Origin of the sequence: Streptomyces sp. NBC_00247 (assembly GCF_036188265.1) — a bacterium.
Lineage (GTDB): Bacteria > Actinomycetota > Actinomycetes > Streptomycetales > Streptomycetaceae > Streptomyces.
In genome coordinates this window covers 816,160-839,206 of sequence record NZ_CP108093.1, presented here as the reverse complement: position 1 = coordinate 839,206, position 23,047 = coordinate 816,160, and the positions used below count along the sequence as shown (strand labels likewise).

At 71.3% G+C, this 23,047-nt stretch carries 22 protein-coding genes; 11 read left to right on the top strand and 11 right to left on the bottom strand.

Annotation, left to right across the window (positions count from 1 at the left end; genetic code table 11):
• The first annotated feature begins 41 nt into the window (after nt 1-41).
• The 3 genes from OHT52_RS03305 to OHT52_RS03295 all read left to right on the top strand — a co-directional run bounded on the left by OHT52_RS03305 (nt 42) and on the right by OHT52_RS03295 (nt 5,164).
• The gene (locus OHT52_RS03305; protein ID WP_328718600.1) at nt 42-1,400 is read left to right on the top strand and encodes a M20/M25/M40 family metallo-hydrolase; all 1,359 of its coding nucleotides are present in this window, start codon (nt 42-44) and stop codon (nt 1,398-1,400) included.
• Nucleotides 1,397-2,929 carry a YfcC family protein gene (locus OHT52_RS03300; RefSeq protein ID WP_328718599.1) on the top strand — a complete coding sequence of 511 codons (1,533 nt, stop codon included), beginning with the start codon at nt 1,397-1,399 and terminating at the stop codon, nt 2,927-2,929. Before OHT52_RS03305 ends, OHT52_RS03300 begins: the two co-directional genes overlap by 4 nt.
• Before the next feature lie 486 nt (nt 2,930-3,415).
• On the top strand, nt 3,416-5,164 hold the full coding sequence (locus OHT52_RS03295) for an FG-GAP repeat domain-containing protein (RefSeq protein WP_328718598.1): 1,749 nt from the start codon (nt 3,416-3,418) through the stop codon (nt 5,162-5,164).
• A gap of 116 nt (nt 5,165-5,280) precedes the next feature.
• On the opposite strand, the gene OHT52_RS03290 is transcribed toward OHT52_RS03295, so the two are convergent.
• From OHT52_RS03290 to OHT52_RS03280, 3 genes are read right to left on the bottom strand one after another with little or no spacing between them, the layout of a single operon-like run.
• Nucleotides 5,281-5,490 carry a DUF397 domain-containing protein gene (locus OHT52_RS03290; RefSeq protein ID WP_328718597.1) on the bottom strand — a complete coding sequence of 70 codons (210 nt, stop codon included), beginning with the start codon at nt 5,488-5,490 and terminating at the stop codon, nt 5,281-5,283.
• Between the two features lie 34 nt (nt 5,491-5,524).
• A complete protein-coding gene (locus OHT52_RS03285) occupies nt 5,525-5,734 on the bottom strand; it encodes a DUF397 domain-containing protein (RefSeq protein WP_328718596.1) in 210 nt (69 codons plus the stop codon).
• Nucleotides 5,731-6,564, bottom strand: coding sequence for a helix-turn-helix domain-containing protein (locus OHT52_RS03280; protein ID WP_328718595.1), 834 nt, complete (start codon nt 6,562-6,564; stop codon nt 5,731-5,733). Before OHT52_RS03280 ends, OHT52_RS03285 begins: the two co-directional genes overlap by 4 nt.
• A 205-nt stretch (nt 6,565-6,769) precedes the next feature.
• Here OHT52_RS03280 and OHT52_RS03275 point away from each other — a divergent pair, with 205 nt between their 5' ends.
• Nucleotides 6,770-7,183, top strand: coding sequence for an ATP-binding protein (locus OHT52_RS03275; protein WP_328718594.1), 414 nt, complete (start codon nt 6,770-6,772; stop codon nt 7,181-7,183).
• A gap of 10 nt (nt 7,184-7,193) precedes the next feature.
• Here the strand turns inward: OHT52_RS03275 and OHT52_RS03270 are convergent, their stop codons facing one another.
• The 3 genes from OHT52_RS03270 to aceB form a co-directional block, all read right to left on the bottom strand.
• Nucleotides 7,194-8,318 carry a CU044_5270 family protein gene (locus tag OHT52_RS03270; RefSeq protein WP_328718593.1) on the bottom strand — a complete coding sequence of 375 codons (1,125 nt, stop codon included), beginning with the start codon at nt 8,316-8,318 and terminating at the stop codon, nt 7,194-7,196.
• Nucleotides 8,315-8,920, bottom strand: a complete 606-nt coding sequence (locus OHT52_RS03265) for an RNA polymerase sigma factor (RefSeq protein ID WP_328723598.1) — start codon at nt 8,918-8,920, stop codon at nt 8,315-8,317. Before OHT52_RS03265 ends, OHT52_RS03270 begins: the two co-directional genes overlap by 4 nt.
• A gap of 154 nt (nt 8,921-9,074) precedes the next feature.
• Nucleotides 9,075-10,694, bottom strand: a complete 1,620-nt coding sequence (gene aceB / locus OHT52_RS03260; protein WP_328718592.1) for a malate synthase A — start codon at nt 10,692-10,694, stop codon at nt 9,075-9,077.
• A 126-nt stretch (nt 10,695-10,820) separates the two neighbouring features.
• Between aceB and OHT52_RS03255 the strand changes: the two genes are divergently transcribed.
• Entirely contained in the window at nt 10,821-11,378 is a 558-nt protein-coding gene (locus OHT52_RS03255) for a hypothetical protein (protein ID WP_328718591.1), read from the top strand.
• Nucleotides 11,379-11,404: 26 nt separating this feature from the next.
• Here OHT52_RS03255 and OHT52_RS03250 read toward each other — a convergent pair whose 3' ends face one another.
• Nucleotides 11,405-12,016: a nucleotidyltransferase family protein gene (locus tag OHT52_RS03250; RefSeq protein WP_328718590.1), complete on the bottom strand. Its 612-nt coding sequence runs from the start codon at nt 12,014-12,016 to the stop codon at nt 11,405-11,407.
• A gap of 213 nt (nt 12,017-12,229) precedes the next feature.
• Here OHT52_RS03250 and OHT52_RS03245 point away from each other — a divergent pair, with 213 nt between their 5' ends.
• On the top strand, nt 12,230-12,532 hold the full coding sequence (locus OHT52_RS03245; RefSeq protein WP_328718589.1) for a DUF5955 family protein: 303 nt from the start codon (nt 12,230-12,232) through the stop codon (nt 12,530-12,532).
• Nucleotides 12,533-12,711: 179 nt separating this feature from the next.
• Here OHT52_RS03245 and OHT52_RS03240 read toward each other — a convergent pair whose 3' ends face one another.
• Nucleotides 12,712-13,518, bottom strand: coding sequence for an IclR family transcriptional regulator (locus OHT52_RS03240; protein WP_328718588.1), 807 nt, complete (start codon nt 13,516-13,518; stop codon nt 12,712-12,714).
• Between the two features lie 458 nt (nt 13,519-13,976).
• Here OHT52_RS03240 and allB point away from each other — a divergent pair, with 458 nt between their 5' ends.
• The 3 genes from allB to OHT52_RS03225 all read left to right on the top strand — a co-directional run bounded on the left by allB (nt 13,977) and on the right by OHT52_RS03225 (nt 16,942).
• On the top strand, nt 13,977-15,296 hold the full coding sequence (gene allB / locus OHT52_RS03235) for an allantoinase AllB (RefSeq protein ID WP_328723597.1): 1,320 nt from the start codon (nt 13,977-13,979) through the stop codon (nt 15,294-15,296).
• Nucleotides 15,297-15,298: 2 nt separating this feature from the next.
• Nucleotides 15,299-16,447, top strand: coding sequence for an allantoicase (alc, locus tag OHT52_RS03230; RefSeq protein WP_328718587.1), 1,149 nt, complete (start codon nt 15,299-15,301; stop codon nt 16,445-16,447).
• 165 nt (nt 16,448-16,612) lie between these two features.
• Nucleotides 16,613-16,942, top strand: a complete 330-nt coding sequence (locus OHT52_RS03225) for a putative quinol monooxygenase (RefSeq protein WP_328718586.1) — start codon at nt 16,613-16,615, stop codon at nt 16,940-16,942.
• Between the two features lie 81 nt (nt 16,943-17,023).
• Here OHT52_RS03225 and OHT52_RS03220 read toward each other — a convergent pair whose 3' ends face one another.
• Complete coding sequence (locus tag OHT52_RS03220; protein WP_328718585.1) at nt 17,024-18,004, bottom strand: DUF2804 domain-containing protein; 981 nt, start codon at nt 18,002-18,004, stop codon at nt 17,024-17,026.
• Between the two features lie 506 nt (nt 18,005-18,510).
• On the bottom strand, nt 18,511-19,341 hold the full coding sequence (locus tag OHT52_RS03215; protein WP_328718584.1) for an aldo/keto reductase: 831 nt from the start codon (nt 19,339-19,341) through the stop codon (nt 18,511-18,513).
• Between the two features lie 328 nt (nt 19,342-19,669).
• Here OHT52_RS03215 and OHT52_RS03210 point away from each other — a divergent pair, with 328 nt between their 5' ends.
• Nucleotides 19,670-20,584 (top strand): DMT family transporter, encoded by a 915-nt coding sequence (locus tag OHT52_RS03210; RefSeq protein WP_328718583.1) that lies wholly within the window; start codon nt 19,670-19,672, stop codon nt 20,582-20,584.
• A gap of 154 nt (nt 20,585-20,738) precedes the next feature.
• The gene (locus OHT52_RS03205) at nt 20,739-21,935 is read left to right on the top strand and encodes a cytochrome P450 family protein (RefSeq protein ID WP_328718582.1); all 1,197 of its coding nucleotides are present in this window, start codon (nt 20,739-20,741) and stop codon (nt 21,933-21,935) included.
• 17 nt (nt 21,936-21,952) lie between these two features.
• Here the strand turns inward: OHT52_RS03205 and OHT52_RS03200 are convergent, their stop codons facing one another.
• Complete coding sequence (locus OHT52_RS03200; protein ID WP_328718580.1) at nt 21,953-22,954, bottom strand: Gfo/Idh/MocA family protein; 1,002 nt, start codon at nt 22,952-22,954, stop codon at nt 21,953-21,955.
• Between the last annotated feature and the right edge of the window lie 93 nt (nt 22,955-23,047).

Here is a 23,047-nt window from a genome sequence, read left to right as displayed (position 1 = left end):
GGGCCGCGGACGCGAGTACACGAGGAACAGGGGTGTGCACCATGGACCTGAGCACCCGGGTCGACGCGCTGATGGACGGTCTGACCGCCGACCTGGAACGGCTGACGGCCATCGCCTCCGTCGCCTTCCCCGGCTTCCCGCCCGAACCGGTCCTGGAGGCCCACGACCTCGTGGTGGACCTGCTGCGCGGGGCCGGCGTCACGCGGATCGACCGGCTGGACCTCCCCGGCACCGCACCCGTCATCGTGGCCGAGACGCCGCCGCCCACCCCCGGCGCGCCCACCGTCCTCCTCTACGGGCACTACGACGTCCAGCCCCCGGGCGACGAGAGCCTCTGGCGGTCACCGCCCTTCGAGCCCACCCTCCTCGACGACGGAGGCGGTCTCAGGGCCCGGGGCGTCGCCGACGACAAGGCGAACGTCATCGTCCACCTCGGCGTGCTGAGGGCTTTCGGCGGTGTGCCACCGGTCGGGCTGAAGATCGTCCTGGAAGGCCAGGAGGAGTACGGCAGCGCCTTCGACGAGTATCCGCCCACCGACCCGGACCGCTTCGCCTGCGACGCCATGGTCATCGCGGACCTCGGCAACATCCGCCCCGGCAGCCCCACCCTCACCACGGGGCTGCGCGGTGCCGCGGAGGTCGTCGTCGAAGTGCGTACCCTCGCGGAGCCCCGGCACAGCGGCGAGTTCGGCGGCGCCGCCCCCGACGCGCTGCTGGCCCTGCTCGGCGCGCTCTCCACCCTGCACGACGCGCACGGCGACGTGGCCGTGGAGGGGCTGCGACGCGAGGAGTGGACCGGTACCACCTTCACCGAGGAGGAGTTCCGCTCCCTCGCCGGAGTCCTCGACGGGGTACCCCTGACCGGATCGGGCAGCCTCGGCGAACGGCTCTGGAGCGGACCGGCGATCACCGTCGTCGGCATCGACGCCCCGAGCGTCGACCACGCCGCCTCGGCCGTCGTGCCCTACGCCCGCGCCAAGCTGAACCTCCGGTTCCACCCGTTGCAGGACCCGCGGGAAGCGAGGGGACTCCTCGTCACCCACCTGGAGGCACTCCGCCCGTTCGGAATTCCGCTCACCGTCACCGCCGGGGACACCGGCCCCGGATTCGAGGCCCGGACCGACGGCCCGGCCTACCGGGCGGCCCTCACCGCGCTGCGCGAGGGCTGGGGCGCGGAACCCGCGTACATCGCCAGTGGCGGATCGATTCCACTGGTGAACGGTCTGGCCAAGGCGGTGCCCGGAGCGGAGGTGCTGCTGTTCGGGGCCCAGGACAACATGTGCAACCTGCACGCCCCGAACGAACGGGTGCTCTTCTCCGAACTCCGGTCGGCGGTGATCGCCGAAGCCGCTTTCCTGAGGGAGTTCGCGGCCGGCCACCGGGCCGGAGGTGCGGCGTGAGCACCCAGGTCACGGGCGGCACCGAATCCGACGAGAAGCCGCCGCCCAAGCGGAAGTTCACGTTCCCCAGCGCGCTGACGGTCCTCGCCCTGGTGACCCTCGCCGTCTGGGCACTCGCCTTCCTCATCCCCTCCGGGGCCTACGACCGCAACGACGACGGCGCCCCGGTCCAGGGCACCTACCACCGGGTCCCCTCCGGCCAGAGCCTCGTGGACCGGCTCAACGACCTCTTCCTCTCGCCCGTCAACGGCCTGTACGGAGTCCGGGACCCCGAAACCGGCCAAGTGGGCCCCGATCTGGCCGGCGAACTGTACGGCAGCGCGGGCGTGTTCCTCTTCGTCATCGCGATCGGCGCGTTCATCACCGTCGTCTTCGCCACCGGAGCCCTCGACCGGGGCATCGGCCGCCTCGCCCACCGGCTGCGCGAGCGCGGCGCGCTGCTCATCGCCGGAGTCATGGTCGTCTTCTCGCTGCTCGGCACGGTGGAGGGCTTCGCCGAGGAGACCCTCGGCTTCTACGGGCTGATCGTGCCGCTGATGCTCGCCCTCGGCTACGACCGCATGGTGGCCACCGGCACCATCATCCTCGGCGCCGGTATCGGGGTGCTCTGCTCCACCGTCAACCCCTTCGCCACCGGCGTCGCCTCCTCCGCCGCCGACATCTCCCTCGGCGACGGCATCGTGCTGCGCGGGCTCATGTGGATCGTCCTGACGGCGGTCACCATCGCCTACGTCGTCCGGTACGCCTCCAGGGTCCGCAAGGACCCCGCACGTTCCCTCTCCGGCTTCCTGCCAGGCGACCGCGAGCAGTCGGCGGTGAAGACGGAGGAACCGCCTCCGCTCACCCGGCTGCACCAGATCATCCTGGTGCTGGTCGGACTGACCTTCGCCTTCATGATCTTCTCCGTGGTCCCGTGGTCCAGTGCGCTCACCGGAGACGCCGACGCCACTCCGTACGCCTTCGAATTCGGCTGGTCGTTCCCGCAACTGGCCGCGCTCTTCATCGTCGCGGCAGTGGTCGTCGGCGTGGTGGCCCGGTTCGGCGAACAGAAACTGAGCGCGACGATCGTGCAGGGCGCGGCCGACTTCATCTCGCCCGCGCTCGTCATCGTGCTGGCCCGGGGCGTCACCGTCATCATGAACAACTCGCAGATCACCGACACGGTCCTGCACTCCATCGAGGGGGCGGTGTCCGGGGTCTCGTCCGGTCTCTTCGCCGTCGTCGTGTTCATCGTCAACCTGCCCCTGGCATTCCTGATCCCCTCCACCTCCGGCCACGCGACCCTCGCCATGCCGATCCTCGCGCCCCTGGCCGACTTCGCGGGCGTCTCACGTGCCGTGGTGGTGACGGCCTGGCAGGCGGCGAGCGGCTGGATGAACCTCTGGGTGCCCACGACGGCCGTGACCATCGGCGGTATCGCGCTGGCGAAGATCGGCTACGACAAGTACCTGCGCTTCGTCTGGCCGCTGCTGGCGATCCTGTCCGTCCTCATCTGCGGATTCGTCGCGCTCGGCGCGGTGTGGACGTGATCTCGCTGCTCCGACGAATGCGCGGGCGGGGCAGGGGTGCGATTTAGTCATGATCATTGGTCTTTGTCGAGTGTTCCGAGTCACTCGCGACCATCGGTCGTTTCTCGCCCGTCCAGCTGCCATTCCCCGTCGTTAACGTGCGACCTGCCCGTTTCCCTCCCGAATTCGACCCGGGAAGAGGCAATCAGGAATGCGCAAGGATTCGGGCCCGATCGGACAATGGACTTGCCTGAGGCACCCTTCTGGGGATAGATCTACTTCACGACCCTGGGGAGGGGCGCCACCGTTGGTGGGGGGTTTTTCCGTTTCCGTCATGCCGTGCGCCGGTGTCACGACCGACATCGAATGCACGTCGACGGCGCCATGCATCCGACACCGCTCACGCGTGAGTCGGCTCCGGCGCGCGCCACTCTCCGTGGAGTCGTCATTTCCACAGGAGGCAGAATGCCCAACCCCGCAGTACCCGGGACCCGACGGTCCCGGAAGATGGCCACCTCGGCAGCGATAGTCTGCGCCGGTCTCCTGGTCAGCGGTTCGATGACGATCACCGCACACGCGGCCGGGAACGACGCCGCAGACCACGGCACGGTCGCCGTGCCGCAGCACTCCACCCCCGCACACTCCACCTTCACCGCCCCGGACCGCCAGAACGCCGTGGCGCCGAAGGCCGGCAACCCGATGGCCCGTTCCGCCGTCGACCTCACCGTCACGGCCGCCCAGCGCGCCGACTTCGACGGCGACGGCACCGGCGACATCGCGTACCGCGAGAGCTGGGGGGACGTCTACACCGACTGGGGCTACAGCTGGGCCGACGTCATCTCGGGCGAAACCGCCGAGGTGAAGGACCTGCTGCTGCCGGGCGACATGACCGGCGACGGCAAGGCCGACCTGCTGACGGTGACGCCCACCGGGTCGCTCCGGCTCTACAACGGAGCGAACGCGACCGTCGACGGTGGACTCAGCTCGTACACCACGCTCAGCAGCGGCTGGCAGGCGTACAACAAGCTCATCGTCCCCGGTGACCTGAACGGTGACGGCGCTCCGGACCTGCTGGCCCGCAGCACCGCCGGTCTGTTCCTGTTCCCCGGAACCGGAACCAACTTCGGCAAGGGCATCCAGGTCGGCGGCGCCGGCTGGTCCCAGTTCGACCAGCTGGTCGGCGCGGACGACCTCAACGGTGACGGCTTCGCCGATCTGGTGGCTCGCAACGCCACCGGGCTCTACCTGTACCCCGGCAACGGCAAGGTCAACGGCTACCCGTTCGCCACCCAGATCCAGATCGGAGGCACCGGCTGGGCGCAGTACAACCAGATCACCGGCGGCACCGACTACAACGGCAACGGAACCGCGGACCTCACCGTCCGCGGCTACGACGGCAAGTTGTACTTCTACGACGGCAAGGGCACCGGCTTCTTCCAGGCCCGCGTCGCGCAGTCGACCACGGGCTGGAACACGGTCACGCAGCTGGCCGGGGCGGGCAACAACGCGGCCTTCGGCAAGTCCGGAGTCTTCGCCCGCACCAGCGGCGGCACCCTGTACTACTACGAGGGCACCGGACTCGGGAAGCTCTCGACGAAGTACCTCATCGGCACGGGCTGGACCCGTTCCGTGAGCAGCCTCACCCACAGCGTCTCGCTCACCTCCAACGGGGTGTCGGACCTGATCGAGCACAGCGCGTACGACGGCCACCTGTACAACACGGCCGCCTACGCGCAGAACGACCCCGAGATCGCGGCTGCTTCGAAGTCGTACAACCTGGTCGTCGGCCCCGGCGACCTGAACGGTGACGGCAAGAGCGACCTGATCGCCCGCAGCTCCACCGCTCTGTACTTCTACGCGGGCAACGGCAACGGCCTTTCGTTCAAGGGCCGGGTCCAGGTCGGCGGCAGCGGCTGGAGCCAGTACAACAAGCTGGTCGGCGCGGGAGACTTCAACCGCGACGGCCATGATGACCTCATCGCCCGCAGCTCCGCCGGGCTGTTCTTCTACCCCGGCACCGGCAAGGCGGCCACCCCGTTCGGGGCCCGCGTGCAGGTCGGCGGCACCGGCTGGAGCCAGTACTCCAACCTCACCGCTCCGGGCGACATCAACGGGGACGGCATTGCCGACCTCCTGACGTCCAACTCCAAGGGCCAGCTGTTCTTCTACGCGGGCACCGGCGTCACCAAGACGCCGTTCAAGGCCCGTGTCCAGATCGGCACCGGGGGCTGGAACCAGTACCCCGACCTGGTCTGATCGCTGAACCCGGCGATGCGCGCTGAGCGCATCGGCGAACACCGGCCGCCCCGCCCCCGTACACCAGCGGGGGCGGGGCGGCCGTTCGCTGCACGGCTCGGGTTCAGGTCCCCGGGTCAGTAGCGTGCGGCGTCGGTCACGAACGCTGTCCAGGCGTGGGGGGCCAGGGTGAGTGTGGGGCCGGTGTGCTGCTTGGAGTCGCGGACGTGGACGGTGCCGGGGGAGGTGGCCGCCTCCAGGCAGTCCCCGCCTTCGGCGCCGCTGTGGCTGCTCTTGACCCAGTGGAGTGCTGCGACGGAACCGCCTGTGGTGACGTGGACGCTCATACCTCTGCCAATCCTTTCGGCAACGGCTACGGGGTCAATCGCGTGCGGCGTCGGTCACGAACGCTGTCCAGGCGTGTGGGGCCAGGGTGAGTGTGGGGCCGGTGTGCTGCTTGGAGTCGCGGACGTGGACGGTGCCGGGGGAGGTGGCGACCTCAAGGCAATTCCCGCCTTCGGCGCCGCTGTGGCTGCTCTTGACCCAGTGGAGTGCTGCGACGGAACCGCCTGTGGTGACGTGGACGCTCATACCTCTCCCAGTTGTTTCTCGATGAAGCCCAGGGACTCACGCGGGTTGAGGGCCTGGGCTCGGATGATCCCATAGCGGGCCGACAAGGCCCGGACCTCCGCCCGCTCGGTCACCAGTGTGCTCCGACCCTGCACTTCGAGATAGCCGACCGGCTCGCCGTGATGCGGAGTGAGGAGAGTGAACGGGCCGTCCACGCCCGCGTTGTCCTCGCGGTCCGCCGGCATCACCTGGATCTCGACATTGCGCTTCTCCCCGATCAGCAGCAGGTGTTCGAGCTGGCCGCGTCGCGCCTCGCGGCCGCCCAGGCCCCGGGTAATGACGTACTCCTCCATCACGAAGCTGAGCAAGGGTGCCGGCCAGCGGTTGAAGATCTCTTGGCGCGCCTGCCGTGCGGCCACCCGGAGTTCGATGGTGGCCTCGTCGAGCAGGGGGCGACGATCCTTCAGGAGCGCGCGGGTGTACTCCTCGGTCTGAAGGGGGCCATTGACCACCAGGGACTCGTAGCCGGAGAGTTCCGCCGCCTCCGCCTCCATTTTGGCGGCGTCCCGGAAGAAGGCCGGATACTGCGCGCGGGCCACTTCCTCCTTGCCCGCGCCCAGCACCCCGTTGGCCCCGAGGACCTCGTCCACCTGGTCGATGAACTTCGGCGGGGGGATGCGTCGCCCCTGCTCGAAGGCCGCGATGGTGGAGGCGGAGTACCCGGTCAAGTTGCCGAGCTGGGCCCGCTCCAGACCGGCCGCCGCCCGGAACAGTTTCAACTGGCGCCCGAAGACGGCCAGGATGCCCGTCCCGCTCTCGTACGCCTCAGGTGGTTGCTGCTGCTCCGGCATGACGCCTGCCTCCACGATCGTTCCGCCCTGCCGTCTCACGCTCCGTCGCGTGTACAGGGTGCGCACTGCCGCGTACAGCACCGAGCCGTCAGCGCGTCAGTCCTGGTCACGTTATGCGGACGCGGCCAGGGTTTTCCTCATGAACGAAGCAATTACCTCTCCCGGGGAAATGGTTGAAAATCGCACTCCGACACGGGAGTTCGCCATGCGGTTCACCTCGACACCGCGCGGTGCCCGGTTGTCCCGACGGCTCGTCTCGCTTCGGCTGCACGAGTGGGGACACCCCTGGACTTCGGAGACGAACGACACTCTGTCCCTCATCGCCGCCGAGCTGACCGCGAACGCGGTGCGTCACGGTCGGGTGGCGGGCCGGGACTTCCATGTGCGGCTCACCGAGGTGGGCAGCACTCTGCGGGTGGAGGTGACGGACACCCGCACCGAGCGGTGCCCGTCACCCGGTGATCCGCTCGAACCGGCCTTGGACGAGGAGTCGGGCCGGGGGCTCCTCCTCGTCTCCCGGCTCGCCGACCGCTGGGGAGTCGCGCCCCGACCCGGTGCACCGGGCAAGACGGTGTGGGCGGAGGTGAGCGGGGAGAAGGGCCCGCCCGGCACCGTCTGACCGTACGCGGTCAGCTCTGCCCGGTCTGCCTCTCTCCCGCCGTCTTCGCGGGCAGCTCGCCCGCCCGGTCGACCACGCCCCAACCGGTCCGCGCCAGACCGGAGAGGAGGGTGCCCGCCTCCCCGTACGAGGTGTCCTCGGTGAGGTAGCTGCGCGAACCGAGGAAGGAGAGGTCGGTCCGGTCGAAGACCCACTCGGTCCGGGTGCCGTACCGGGTGTCCTCGCGGGCGATACCGAGTCCGTGCCGTCCGAGGGCGTCGGCGGCCTGCGGGGCCTCGACCACTCCCGGGAGTCTGGCCGCGGCCTCGTACAGGGCGGCGGCGGTGGGCGCGGGCATCACCGCGGTCAGCAGCTCGCCGATCCGGTCGAAGACGGCCTGGGCGCGCTCCTGGTCGGGGGATTCGGGGGTGTGCGCGTAGAGGTACGTCAGCAGCTTCTCCGGGTCGGTAGGGAGCGAGCCGAGCCAGGCGTACGTGGGACGGCTGAGCCCGGCGGGCGTGCCCTCCGTGTCGCCCAGCTCCGCGTTGATGGCGAAGGTCTCCCCGCCGGTCCGGATCAGACCGAGCTTCTTCAGCGGACGCGGGTCCTGGGCGGCCCACTCCTCGCGCTCCTCCGGCGGGCCGACCACGGCCTTCCCGCTGGTGAGGTCCGCGCCCCGGACCGTGGAACGGGTGTAGAGGAACTGGTCGTCGCGGACGGCGGGCACGCCCGTGCGCAGTGCCACCGCGGAGATGCGGTGCAGCAGAGCCGGGCCGCCGTGGCCGGTGCCGCCGGACGCGGGCGAGGCGGAAGTGGTCGGCCGGTCCGGGCCCGGGGCGACGGCGACGGCGGTGATCACCACTCCGGCGAGGGTGAACGCCGACACCGGTACGAGCAGGGCCGGGCGGAGGAAACGGCGACGGGGCGACCGGCCGGGCCCGCTGGTTCCGGAGGTGACGGTGGTGGTGCCGGCCTGTTCGGCCGTGTCGTGGTCGATGAGGTTCATGAGCAGCTCCTTGTGGTGGCGGTGCCGCTCGGGGGAGAGCGCGTCCACGTCCGGGGCCGGCAACAGCCGGGCGATCTCCCGGGCGTCGGCGTCCGGCGGCTGCCGGACGCCGCGCCGGTCCTGGGACAGGCCGGTGTCGTCGTGGTTCATCGGGTCTCCTCCCGTACGGGCAGGGCCGTGAGTACGGCCGTACCTGTCACCTCTCCGCGAGTGCCGCGCGGTTCCCGTTCCTCTTCCACGAGCCGGGCGAGCCTCTCGCGGGCGCGCGAGAGGCGCGAGCGCACCGTCCCGACCGGCACTCCCAGGGCCCGCGCGGCCTGCTCGTAGTCGAGTCCGGACCACACGCACAGGGACAGCACCTCCCGGTCGTGCCGTCGCAGCCTGCCGAGAGACTCCTGGACCGCCCGGAGCCGCCTCACGTCGTCGAGGCGGCCCACGGTCTCCGGGGCGAAGTCCGGCACCACTTCGGGCCTCGGCCAGCGGGCGAGGAAGGCGATGCGGCGGCGGGCTCCGCGCCGGGCGTTCTCGCACTTGTGGGTGGCGATGCCGAGGAGCCAGGGGAGCAGTGGGCCGCCCTCCTCCGTCACTGTCTCCCGTCGGCGCCAGGCGGTCAGAAAGGTCTCCGACATGATGTCCTCGGCGGCCGACGGGTCGCCCGTCAGCCGCAGAGCGTGCCGGTGGACCCGGGGCGCGCACTCCTCGTACAGCTCGGCGAACGCCTCGCGTTCACCCGCCCGTACGCGTCGGCGCAGGTCGTCGTCTTCTTGTTCCCTCACACCTGTCATCTCTCCGCGGCACGGGCCGGGTTCCTGTGACCTGGGTCATGCCGACAAGCAGCGCGTACGCGCGCGACCGCCCCCGGCGTGGTGCGGTGCCGGGGGCGGCCGGGGCGGGAGCGGGGTGCGCTCAGCGCAGCTGCTCGTACGCGGGCAGGGTGAGGAAGTCCGGGTAATCGGTGTCCAGCGCCACCTGGAGCAGCAGGTCGTGGGCCTGCTGCCAGCGCCCGGCCGCGAAGGCATCCTCGCCGATCTCGGCGCGGACGGTGGCGAGTTCCTCGGCGGCCACCTTGCGGGCGAGATCGGCGGTGGCGTGTTCGCCGTTCTCGAAGACCACGTCCGCGTTGATCCACTGCCAGATCTGCGAGCGGGAGATCTCCGCCGTCGCCGCGTCCTCCATGAGGCCGAAGATGGCCACGGCGCCCGTACCGCGCAGCCAGGCCTCGATGTAGCGGATGCCGACCGCGACCGCGTTGCGCCAACCCTCGTACGTGGGACGGGCGTCCAAGGTGTCGACGGCGATCAGGTCGCCCGCCGCCACCGAGACGTCCTCGCGGAGCCGGTCCTTCTGGTTCGGCTTCTCGCCGAGCACCGCGTCGAAGGAGGCGAGGGCGATCGGGACCAGGTCCGGGTGGGCGACCCAGGAACCGTCGAAGCCGTCGGCGGCCTCGCGGTCCTTGTCCGCCTTGACCTTCTCGAACGCGACCTTGTTGACCTCGGCGTCGCGGCGCGAAGGGATGAAAGCCGCCATGCCACCGATGGCGTGCGCGCCCCTCTTGTGGCAGGTGCGGACGAGGAGTTCGGTGTACGCGCGCATGAACGGGGCGGTCATCGTGACCGCGTTGCGGTCCGGCAGCACGAACTTGGAGCCGCCGTCACGGAAGTTCTTCACGATGGAGAAGAGATAGTCCCAGCGCCCGGCGTTGAGGCCGGAGGCGTGCTCGCGCAACTCGTAGAGGATCTCCTCCATTTCGTAGGCGGCGGTGATCGTCTCGATGAGCACCGTCGCGCGCACCGTGCCCTGCGGGATGCCGACGTAGTCCTGGGCGAAGACGAAAACGTCGTTCCAGAGCCGGGCCTCCAGGTGGGACTCCGTCTTCGGGAGGTAGAAGTACGGGCCCTTGCCGAGGTCGATCAGCCGCTGCGCGTTGTGGAAGAAGTACAGGCCGAAGTCGACCAGGGCTCCCGGGACCGGGGTTCCGTCGAGCCGGAGGTGACGCTCGTCCAGGTGCCAGCCCCGTGGGCGGGTGACGACGGTCGCCAGTTCCTCGGCGGGCCGCAGGGCGTACGTCTTCCCGGAACCCGGGTCGGTGAAGTCGATGCGGCGCTCGTAGGCGTCGATCAGGTTGAGCTGCCCGAGGACGACGTTCTCCCAGGTGGGGGCCGAGGCATCCTCGAAGTCGGCGAGCCAGATGCGGGCGCCGGAGTTGAGCGCGTTGACCGTCATCTTCCGGTCCGTCGGCCCGGTGATCTCCACCCGGCGGTCGTCCAGCGCCGCCGGTGCGGGCGCCACCCGCCAGGAGTCGTCGGCGCGGACGCCGACCGTCTCGGGCAGGAAGTCCAGTGTGGAGGTGCGGGCGATCTCGGCACGGCGCTCCGCCCGGCGGGCGAGGAGCTCGTCGCGGCGGGGCGTGAACCGCCGGTGCAGTTCGGCCACGAACGCGAGGGCCGCGTCGGTCAGCACCTCCTCCTGCCGGGGCAGGGGCTCGGCATCGACGATGGCCAGCGGGGAGGGCGCCGGTGCGGACATGAGCTGTCACTCCTTCAGCGAGCGGGCGAGCGGGCGGGCGTGACGCCGGGCGTGACGCCCGGCGTGCGGGGGCTGCAGGGCTCCCGGTCCGGTCGTGTCTTCTGGCTAGTGGATAGTAGTTTCCTCATGGTGGAACCTCAATGGTTCGCAGGCGTGGCGCGCGTCGAGGCGAACCCCGCCGACTGCGGCCCCGGCCTCCTCGGCGGCGGTGCGAACATGTGCGTCATGGCGACTACGACGGTTCGAGGACTGCCCCTGCCCGCCCGACTGACGTCCCTCATCGAGCGCGGCCTCTGGCAACACCCTGGCGATGCCGTACTGGCCGAGGTCGTCCCGTGGTTCGAGGACCCGCTGGCCTTCGTGAGGAACCCGGAGCAGATGATGTACGCGTCCATGTCGCTGGACATGTTCGCCGACGATCCGTACTCCGACTACTTCAGGGTGGGACGCGGAAGCCGGTCGGACGCCCCGCTCGACCTGCCGTGGCTGGACGCCGATCAGGCAGTGCTGATCGCCATCACGCGCAATCCTGGCGATGACGGCGCCCTCGCGCTCGACTACCGGACCGATCCTGACGACCCACGGGTCGTCGGTACCGACTTCTGGACGGACGACACCGATCTGTGCCGATGGCGGGTCGTGGCACCCGCCTTCTCGGCATTCGCCGGACGACTGGGTCTGTAGGGTGCGGGCGGCGTCCCGGCGGCTTCTCACCGGTCCACGAGGCGCACCAAGTCCTCCGGGGTGTCGATGTCGTACGGCTGCGCCACGTCACCGCACTCGACGAGCCTGAGCGCCTCCCGGTGCTCCCGCAGATAGGCGCGGGCCCCCTGGTCGCCCGTCGCTCCCGCCGACACCCCCGCCCAGTGGTCCGCGCCGAGGAGTACCGGGTGGCCACGCGTGCCGTCGTACGAGGCTGCCGCCAGGGCCACCCGCGAGGTGTGGGCCGCGCGGAGCCGGGACACCGCCTCGGCTCCGATGCCGGGCTGGTCGACGAGGAGGACGAGCGCCGCGTCCGCTCCGGTCCCCGCGAGCGCGGTCAGGCCCGTACGCAGCGAACTGCCCATGCCTCGTTGCCACTCCGGATTGACCGTCACCGCGCATCCCGCGAGCGACGCCCGGGACCGCACCTCCTCGGCGGCGGCGCCCAGGATCACCACGATCCGGTCACAGCCGCCGTCGCGAAGTGATCGAATCGCGTGTTCGACCAGCGGGCGACCTCGGTACGTGAGGAGTGCCTTGGGCCGGCCGCCGAGGCGCCGACCGCCGCCGGCGGCGAGCAGTACCCCGGTGACCAGGGGGTTCTTCCGTACAGGGACCATATGCACTGGATACCACCGACGCTCCGTCGAACGTGCTCGCACACGCGAAGTCGGGGTCACTCTCAGGGGTAACCCCGATTTCTCGTCACGGAGTGGCGCCGGCCACCTCCGATGGCGTTAACTTGCCTCCACTCCGGAGCACTTGACCATGCGCCGGAGCGCGAACGGCAGACGGCACGATGGCGTGCGAGGGGGAGTGCATTGTTGCGAAGTGTGGAGCAGAAGCGGGTGACCGGGAGCGGCGAGGACCCCAGGGTCACGGAGTTGCGGACATCGGTGTCCAAGCTCCGTCGCGAGCTGGCCGGGCATCCCGCGGAGTTCTCCGACCGGGGCATCGCGGAGGACGAGCTGGCCGCGCTGGACGCCATGGCGGTCAGCGGAGTGCCGGAGATTCCCCGACTCCGCCGTTCCCTGCTGCTGATCGCGGGAGCGATCGGCTCGGTGAGCGCGCTGGCGCCCGGGCTCCGGGCGGTACGGAACGCGGTGGATCTCTTCGGGGAGCCGCCGCGCGGGTGACGCGTCACGCGGACGGGCCTCGAAAGCCGCACCCGGGCCGTCCGAGAGTCGTGCGTACGTCGTATACGGGAGGGGCGGCGGGGGGCCGTGTCCCCGCCGCCCCTCCCGGTGCCGTCCGCCACGCCGGCCGTGACGGACACCGGCCCGGCTCGTCCTCCCGGCGCCCGGCCTCCCGCCGCTCAACCCCCGCCGCTCAACCCCCCCGCCGCGAGAACCTCGGAGAGCTTCTTCGCGGTCTCCTGGAGGATCGGCACGATCCGTTCCGTCGCCGCCTCCGTGACGCGTCCGGCCGGGCCCGAGATGGAGATCGCGGCGGCGGTGGGAGAGTCGGGCACGGCGACGGCGAGACACCGCACCCCGATCTCCTGCTCGTTGTCGTCGACGGCGTAACCGGTGCGGCGGACCTGCTCCAGCGCTTCGAGGAAGCCGTCAGGGGTGGTGATCGTCTTCTCGGTGGCGGCCGGCATCCCGGTGCGCGCCAGCAACGCCCGTACCTCCTCGGGCGACGCGTGCGCGAGCAGCGCCTTGCCGACTCCGGTGGAGTGCGGCAGTACCCGGCGGCCCACTTCGGTGAACATCCGCATCGAGTGCTTCGACGGGGCCTGCGCGACGTACACCACCTCGTCGCCGTCGAGCAGTGCCATGTTCGCGGTCTCGCCCGTCTCCTCCACCAGATGCTGGAGGTAGGGCCGCGCCCAGGTACCGAGCAGCCGGGAGGACGATTCACCCAGGCGGATCAGCCGGGGACCCAGTGCGTAGCGGCGGTTGGGCTGCTGGCGTACGTACCCGCAGACCACCAGGGTGCGCATCAGGCGGTGGATGGTGGGGAGCGGCAGGCCGCTGGTCGTGGAGAGCTCGCTCAGACCCACCTCGCCCCCGGCGTCGGCCATCCGCTCCAGCAGGTCGAAGGCGCGCTCCAGGGACTGCACCCCGCCGCTGGAACCGGAGGTCTTGAGGTCGGAAGTGCTGGCGTCGGACGACGGCACGTCAACGGTCCTTTCGAAGCGGGAGGCAAGGTAGCAGAGTACCGGCAGGGTCGCGTTCCGCGCACTGGTCGTGGCAGGGCGTATTTGCCGGTCAGGGGCTGTTTCCCGTCGTCGCGGGCGGGCCCCGCGAGCTTCCCGAGGGCGTCCGCCGACTCCGTGGGCATTCCGAAATGCGGAAGCCTGGTTCTGTTTCACGGAAGTTTCGGCCCGTCCCCGCGTTCCTCTCCGAGGGGATGCGGGCGCGGCGCTCCGGCGGAGGAGAGGTCTTGACGGCGGGGAACCCCGCATGAAGACTCCCCGCAGGGAGCTCCCTTCAACAGTTCGTTGAATTCGCCGAGGGATCGCCGAGGTTGTCCCGGTGCAAGCAAACGGAGCGAGGAGTACGGGTGTTCGGTGCGGACGTAGGGAAAGACCTGAACGCCGAGGGGCGCACCCCGGGCGGCCCGGCCCCGGATCTGATGCTGCGCTCGACCCGCGTCGTCACACCGGCGGGGACCCGCCCCGCCCTGGTCGCGGTCTCGGCCGGACGGATCGAGGCGGTCCTGCCGCACGGCGCCGAAGTGCCGCCGGGCGTCAGGCTGGAGGAGCTCGGCGACCTGGCCCTCCTCCCCGGGCTCGTGGACACCCACGTCCACGTCAACGATCCCGGCCGAACCGAGTGGGAGGGATTCTGGACCGCCACCCGGGCGGCGGCTGCCGGCGGCGTCACGACCCTCCTCGACATGCCGCTCAACTCCCTCCCCCCGACCACCACCGTCGGACACCTGAGGACCAAGCAGCGGGTCGCGGCCCCCAAGGCGCACGTGGACACCGGCTTCTGGGGCGGTGCGGTCCCGGCGAACGTCAAGGACCTGCGCCCGCTCCACGAGGCCGGGGTCTTCGGCTTCAAATGCTTCCTCTCGCCTTCCGGCGTCGAAGAGTTCCCGCACCTGGACCAGGAAGGGCTGGGGCGCTCGATGGCCGAGATCGCGGGCTTCGGCGGTCTGCTCATCGTCCACGCGGAGGACCCCGGCCACTTGGACGCGGCCCCGCAGCAAGGCGGCCCCGCCTACGCCGACTTCCTGGCCTCGCGCCCCAGGTCCGCCGAGAACGCCGCGATCGAAGGGTTGATCGCCCACGCGAAACGGCTGGACGCCCGCGTCCACGTCCTGCACCTCTCTTCCGGCGACGCGCTGCCGCTCATCGCCGCGGCCCAACGCGAGGGCGTACGTGTCACCGTCGAGTCCTGCCCGCACTTCCTCACCCTCACCGCCGAGGAAGTGCCGGACGGGGCGACCGAGTTCAAGTGCTGCCCGCCCATCCGGGAGGCGGCCAACCAGGACGCGCTGTGGCAGGGGCTCGCCGACGGGGTCATCAGCTGTATCGTCTCCGACCACTCGCCGTGCACCACCGACCTGAAGACGCCCGACTTCGCCTCCGCCTGGGGTGGTATCTCCTCCCTCCAGCTGGGCCTCCCCGCCATCTGGACCGAGGCCCGCCGACGCGGCCACTCGCTCGACGACGTGGCGCGCTGGATGTCCACCGGCCCCGCCCTGCTCGCCGGAGTGCACCGCAAGGGTGCCATCGAGCCGGGCCGCGACGCCGACTTCGCCGTACTCGACCCGGAGGGCACCTTCACCGTCGACCCCGCGGCCCTCCACCACCGCAACCAGGTCACCGCCTACGCGGGCCGGACCCTGTACGGCGTCGTCACCTCGACCTGGCTGCGCGGTGAACGGATCGTCCACGACGGCGTGTTCGCCGAACCCTCCGGCCGCCTTCTCGAAAGGACCCACTGACCATGACGGAGTCCGCCCCGCCGCGCTGGACCGGAGACGCCCTCCCCTACGCGGGGGGCGATCCGTACGCCGACTACCGCACCCCGGGCCCCGCCGGTTTCCCCTTCGGCCACCTCGTGGACCTCGCCGGACGGCAGCTCGGCGCCGGGGTGATCGCCGCCAACGACGAGTTCTTCGCCGAGCGGGAGAACCTGCTGAAGCCGGGGCCCGCCGTCTTCGACCCCGAACGCTTCGGGCACAAGGGCAAGATCATGGACGGCTGGGAGACCCGCCGCCGACGCGGAGCGCGTGCGGACCGCCCGCACCCCGAGGACGAGGACCACGACTGGGCGCTGGTACGGCTCGGTGCCCCCGGTGTCGTGCGGGGACTGATCGTCGACACCGCACACTTCCGCGGCAACTACCCCCGTGCGGTCTCCGTGGAGGCCACCTCCCTGCCCGGCTCGCCCTCGCCCGAAGAACTGCTGGCGCCCGACGTGAAGTGGACGACGCTGGTGCCCCGTACGGAGATCGCAGGTCACGCGGCCAACGGCTTCACGGTCGACGCCAGACAGCGCTTCACCCACCTACGGGTCAACCAGCACCCCGACGGAGGTATCGCCCGGCTCCGGGTCCACGGCGAGGTCGCGCCCGACCCCGCCTGGCTCACCGCCCTCGGCACCTTCGACCTGCTGGCCCTGGAGAACGGCGGCCGGGTGGAGGACGCCTCGGACCGCTTCTACTCCCCGGCCACCAACAGCATCCAGCCCGGTCGCTCCCGGCGGATGGACGACGGCTGGGAGACCCGCCGCCGCCGGGACCGGGGCAACGACTGGATCCGCTACACGCTGCCCGCGCAGGCGGAGATCCGGGCGGTGGAGATCGACACCGCCTACCTCAAGGGCAACGCCGCCGGCTGGGCGACGCTCTCGCTCAGCGACGGCCCGGCGGGAGCGGACGGCGACGGCGAGGTGTGGACCGAGTTCCTGCCCCGGACCCGCCTCCAGCCCGACACCAACCACCGCTTCCTCCTGGAAGCCCCGGTCCGTGCCACCCGGGTGCGCATCGACATCTTCCCGGACGGCGGGATCTCGCGACTGCGCCTCTTCGGCTCCCTCACCGAGGCCGGGGCACGCCGGCTGGCGGCCCGTCACCACGAGCTGGGCGGCTGAGCGGCCGCACGCACGGAAGCGGAGGCGGTCGGGGCGGTCGGAGGCGGTGGGCGCGGACCGGTGTGCCCGAAAGGTTCGTCACGGGGCGATATGCCACCCTGGTCGGTGCCGCCGGGCCTCCGACGCCCGGCGGCCCGTCACCGTACGCCCCGACCAGGAGCAGCCATGATCTTCATCGCCGTCAAGTTCACCGTGCTCGTCGCCGAACGCGACAACTGGCTCCCCGCAGTGGAGGAGTTCACCGTCGCCACCCGGTCCGAGCCGGGGAACCTGTTCTTCGACTGGTCGTACAGCGTGGAGAACCCCAACCAGTTCGTGCTGCTCGAAGCCTTCGCGTCGGCCGAGGCGGGGGAGGAGCACGTGAAGTCCGCCCATTTCCAGGCCGCCATCAAGACGATGTCGTCCCTGGTCGCCGAGATCCCCGAGATCATCAACGTCGAGGTCCCGGGCGAGGGCTGGTCCCGGATGGCGGAGGTGACACCCGTCAACCGCTGACGGGAACGCGGCGGTGCGTGCGCGCGCCCGGAACCCCGGGCGCTCCCGTCGGCCCCTCGCCGCAGGGTAACGCCTCGGGCGCTACCACCGGTTGCGCGCCTCCTCGGCCCAGCCGACCAGCCCGTCGAGATCCGTCCTCGTCCCGTCGTCGGTCATGGCCCAGCCGCTGAAGGTGCCGAAGCACTGGTGCGTCTCGTTCGCGACGACCAGCAGATTCGTCCGGCCGCGCCTCTCGTGGAACGGACGGAACCACACGTCCACCCGCTCACCGGCGATGTGCCACGGACGCATCCAGTCCCGCCGGTCGTAGCTCCAGCGGAGATCCTCGCCGATCTTGTGCAGGCGGCCGTCGACGAACAGGGCGTTCTCGGTGCTGCCGGTGCCGTCGGTCCACTCGCCGCCCAGCTGGAGCGCGCGCCCCGGGGCCGCGCCCGCCGCCCAGTTCCACCGAACCGCGTACGGCCACTTGCCGCGCCCGTGATCCAGTACCGCGAACGCCTCCGGGCCGCCCACCTCGTAGGTCCGTCCCCGCACCGACAGCGTGCCGTGCACCGGGCGGCCGACGTCCTTGACGGTGTACTGGAACCGCTTGCCGCTCCACGGCACGACCACCCCGAGCGATTCGTGCCCCTCGGGCAACGGCACCTCCACGTCGAGGCGCACCCCGGGCGCCGTCGCGCGGATCGTGGTGCCGTCCGGTGCCTGCGCGACAGCGATCTCCAGCTTGCCGGCCCGCGCCGAGACCTCGCCCTCCCCGCTGCGCGCGGGCAGCACCGTGCCGCGGGCCAGTGGTGCCACCACGTCGGTGCTGTGCTCGACGCCGGTCGACCGGTCCAGCACGTAGAGCCCGTGCACACCCGCGTAGTCCAGTGACGAGACGACCAGGCCGACCACGTGGTCCGGCGTGACGACGCCCCAGTACTCCCAGCGCTTCCCCCTGCCCCAGCCGCGCAGGTTGGCGGTGTGCAGGGGGCGCCGGGTCCAGCCGACCGCCGCGGGGTTCAACCGTCCGCCGGGGAGGCAGAGGTCGACGGGGGACGTCAGCTCGGTCTCATGCGTCATCCGCGCAGAATAGAACTCCGGCCGCCGTGTCGTCCGTACGGAGGTCCGTACGGACGAGGAAGCGGCCACCACACACCGCTCCCCATGGGGCGGACGTTGCCGGGCGCGGCACTCGGCCGTGTCTCGAAGGTCCCGTCTGTCCGGCCTCGGCGAGGACGGCGCCACTCTCCGGACACGCCTTGGCAGGCACGGGAAGTCCAGTCCTCCAGGTTCCGGTGGCGGTCCAGCCCCACGGCCTCGAACCCGTCCTCGCCCGGACTCCTTCGTGCGCCCAGCCGCCCCAGGGCCGGGCGGGCGGGACTTTCGGCACCGCCCCGGAGAGCCACTTCCCCATCTCCTCGCCCGGCGGCCCCAGGACCAGTACCAGTGCGCCGGCGTCCCAGACGGCGGCTCGTCGCTCGCCGACTCCCCCGAAGCAGGAACCGCGGGCTTCGCCCGGAACCCGTACCTCGGCAGCGGGTTCCAGCCACGTGAACCGTCGGATTCCGCGACCCGCCGGTCTCGGTTCAGAACTCCTCGTGGTCGTCCGGGTCGCCGCCGAACCGGTGCCGGTCTCCCGAGCCGATCCGGTCCATCTGGTCCGTCGTCAGCTCGAAACCGAAGAGGTCCAGGTTCTCCCGCTGCCGCCCGGGGTCGGCCGACTTCGGGATCGGTACGACCCCCAGCTGGGTGTGCCAGCGCAGGACCACCTGTCCGGGCGTCACCCCGTGCTCGCGGGCGATGGCCACGGTCTCCGTCGCCTCCAGCACCTCGCGTCCGCGCGCCAGCGGACTCCAGGCCTCCGTGACGATGCCCTTCGCCGCGTGCACTTCCCTCAACTCGTCCTGGGGAAGCAGCGGATGCAGCTCGATCTGGTTGACCACGGGCAGCACCCCGGTCTCCCGCTCCAGCCGGTCGAGCTGCGCGGGGGTGAAGTTGGAGACGCCGATGGAGCGGATCAGCCCGTCCTCGCGGAGCTTGATCATCGCCTTCCAGGTGTCCACGTACTTGTCCACCCGCGGCAGCGGCCAGTGGATGAGATAGAGGTCGACGTACTCGACGCCGAGCGCGGCCCGCGACTCCTCGAAGGAGGCCAGCGTCTCTTCGTAGCCGTGGTGGCGGCCCGGCACCTTGGTGGTGACGGTGATCTCCTCGCGAGGCACGCCGCTGCGGGCGATCCCGCGTCCGGTGCCGCGCTCGTTGCCGTAGTTCTTCGCCGAGTCGACGAGCCGGTAGCCGAGGCCCAGCGCCCCGGCGACCGCCTTCTCCGCCTCCTCGTCGTCCAGGGGATAGGTGCCGAGACCGACCGCGGGGAGGGTGCGGTGGTCCAGGAGGGGGAGCTGAGGGGCGGCGCTCATGATCGTCCTTTCGGTGATCGGTGATCGGTGATCGGTATGTCCGTGGTCCGTGCGTCCGTGGTCCGTGTGTCCATGATTCGTGATCTTGAATCCGGGACCCGTACCGGTGCCGCCAGGGTAGGACGCCCGGTGGCTCCGGGCAGGTCGCGGGGGGAGAGGCCGCGTGCGGGGCGGGGGAGTGGCGTACCGGGGCGGGGCGAACGGGTGAGCGCGGCCCGGAAAAGCGGGTTCCGCGCGGGAGTGGCGCCCGGTAGCGTGGGCCGGTCGGTGTGCGAGCCAGCGAGGTCTCCACGCTCGTGTCCCGTCATGGAGAATCCAGGAGTACCAGGTGTCCGCTGTCGCCGTGCCCGCCGTCGCCCCGTCCCGTTCCGCCTGGTCGACCGACCTGCCCGTACTGGCGGTCGCCGTCGTCTGGGGATCGAGCTACCTCGCCGCCAAGGGCATCACCACCCCGCAGACCGTCGTCGCGGTCCTCGTCTTGCGCTTCGCGGTCGTGCTGCCCGTTCTGGCCGTCGCCGGAGCGCGTGGGCTGCGGGCCCTGACCGCGGCCCAGTGGCGGGGCGCGGGGCTGCTCGGGCTGATCCTCAGCGGGATCTTCCTGCTGGAGACGTACGGAATCGTGCACACCTCGGCCACCAACGCCGGGCTCATCATCAGCCTCACCATGATCTTCACCCCGCTCGCGGAGTCGGCGGTGACCCGCACCCGCCCGACCGGCCGCTTCCTCCTCGCCGCCGGGCTCTCGGTCGTGGGCGTGCTGCTGCTGACGCAGGGCGGAGGGTTCACCAGCCCGTCCGGCGGCGACCTGCTGATGCTGCTCGCCGCGCTCGCCCGTACGGTCCACGTCCTCGCGATGGCCCGGCTCAAGGCGGTCCGGTCGGCCGACTCGCTCCCCCTGACCACCGTCCAGCTGGGCGCCGCGGTGGCCGTCTTCGCCGTGCTCGCCGCCGCGCCCGGTACCGGCACCGCGCCCTGGACCGTGGCCGCCGACTTCGGTGCGGGGGAGTGGGCGGGCCTGCTGTTCCTCGCGGCCTTCTGCACGCTCTTCGCGTTCTTCGTGCAGATGTGGGCGGTCCGGCGCACCTCGCCGTCCCGGGTCAGCCTGCTGCTGGGTACGGAACCCCTGTGGGCCGCCGCGGTCGGCATCGCGATCGGGGGCGAGCGGCTCGGAGCGGTCGGTGCGGTGGGCGCCGTACTGGTGCTGGCCGGAACGGCCTGGGGGCGGCGCGGCGCACGGGTCTGAACCGGCCAAGTGCAACCGCGTCCGAGGCTCGGAGGGTTGGACCGCCCAGCAGTGAGGTAGGGACTCGCACGAGGGCGGGCCGCTCCCGCTGCCGTCACGCGCCGGCTACGGTCCGCACCCGGTCGGCGCGGCCGGACCTCCGAAAGGAACCGCAGTGACCACCGAAGCGATACTGGATCTCGGCGCACTGGGCGAGGCGTTCACCCGGGACCCGTACCCCACTTACGCCGAACTCCGCGCCCGGGGACCGGTCCACCGGGTGGTCCTGCCCGACGGAACGCCCGCCTGGCTCGTGGTGGGATACGAAGCAGGACGCGAACTCCTCGCCGACCAGCGGCTGTCCAAGGAGTGGGGGAACGCCTCGCCGCTCCTCGACCTCCATCAGATGACGGCCGGGAGGTCGATGCTCAGTTCGGACGCACCGGACCACACCCGGCTCCGCAAGCTGGTCAGCCGCGAGTTCACCCCGCGCCGGATGGAGCAACTCGTACCGCGCGTACAGAGCATGACGGACCAGCTGTTGGACGCGATGCTGGCGGAGCCCGACCGACGCACCGATCTCGTCGACGCGCTGTCGTTCCCGCTGCCCATGGCGGTGATATGCGAGCTGCTCGGCGTGCCCGACATGGACCGGGTGAGCTTTCGGGAGTGGTCCAACACCGCCCTCTCCTCCACCGACGCCGAGACGCGCCGGCGCGCAGCCGCCGCGATGAACGCGTACATCGCCACGATGCTCGACGACAAGCGCAAGAAGCCGGGCGACGACCTGATGAGCGCGCTGATCCACACCGCGGACGAGGAGGGGGACCGGCTGTCCGGTGACGAACTGGCGGGCATGGCCTGGCTGTTGCTCGTCGCCGGACACGAGACCACCGTCAACCTCATCACCAACGGGGTACTCCATCTCCTCGCCCATCCTGACCAGTTGGCGGCCCTGCGCGCGGACCCCGGGCTGCTCGGCAACGCGGTGGAGGAGATCCTGCGCTACGACAGCCCCGTCGAGACCCCGACGTTTCGCTTCACCACCGGGCCGCTCGACGTCGGCGGCTCCGTGATCCCGGGCGGCGGCGAGCTCGTGCTCGTCGCGATGGCGGACGCCAACCGGGACCCCGCCCGTTTCGAGGGCGCGGAACGATTCGACATCACCCGCGACGCGCGCGGCCACGTCTCCTTCGGCCACGGCATCCACTACTGCCTCGGCGCACCGCTCGCCCGCGTCGAGGCGAGGGTGGCGATCGGCTCGCTGCTGGCGCGCTGCCCCGGACTACGGCTGGACACCGGTCCGGAGCGGCTCGTCTGGCGTACCGGAATGCTGATCCGGGGCCCCGAGCACCTGCCGATCGCCTGGTAGAGCCGCCCCGGGGCCGGTCAGCCGAAGGGGATCTCGGCGAGCGCCACCGGGCGCCGCTCCCGCCGCGAGCGCTCGCACGCCTCGGCGATCCGCAGCGCCGCCAGGGCTTCCCGGCCGTCGCACGGATTGGCCGCCCGGCCCGCCGCCAGCCGGACGAAGGCGTCGAGCTCGGCCTCGTACGCCGGGGCGAACCGCTCCAGGAAGCCGGGCCAGGCCTTCAGCGGGGCGTCCGGGCCCCCCGGCTCGACCGAGGTGAGCGGGGCGCGGTCGTCCAGGCCCACGGCGATCTGGTCCAGCTCACCCGCCAGCTCCATCCGTACGTCGTACCCGGCGCCGTTGCACCGGGTCGCCGTGGCCGTCACCAGGGTCCCGTCGTCCAGGGTCAGCAGCGCGGCGGCGCTCGACACGTCGCCCGCCTCGCGGAAGGCGGCCGGGCCGGCGTCCGACCCGGTGGCGTACACCTCGCTCACCTCGCGGCCGGTCACCCACCGCACCATGTCGAAGTCGTGGATCAGGCAGTCGCGGAAGAGCCCCCCGGAGAGCGGGAGGTAGGCGGCGGGCGGCGGGGCGGGATCGGAGGTGACGGCCCGCACCGTGTGCAGCCGGCCGAGCCGCCCCTCGCGGACCGCCTCGCGCGCGGCGCGGTACCCGGCGTCGAAGCGGCGCATGAAGCCGAGCTGGAGCACCGACCCCGCCGCCTCCACCTCCGCCAGCGCGGCCAGTGTCCCCGGCAGGTCCAGGGCGACGGGCTTCTCGCAGAACGCGGGCAGTCCGGCACGGGCCGCGCGGCCGATCAGACCGGCGTGGGCGGCCGTGGCCGACGCGATCACCACCGCGTCCACCCCGCCGGCGAAGACCTCGTCGACCCCCACCGCCGTCGCGCCGGTACGGGCCGCCGCGGCCGCCGCGTGCGCGGGATCGACGTCCGCCACGACGAGTGAACCCACCGCGGGATGACGGCTGAGCGCCTCCGCATGGAAGGTCCCGATACGTCCCGTTCCGACCAGTCCGATACGCATGGCCTCACCGTGGCGTCCGCCCTGTCGCCGTGTCAAGCACGTGCAAAGGGCCGGGCCCGCCACAGCAGCCCCCCGCGACCTGGGAATTCACCG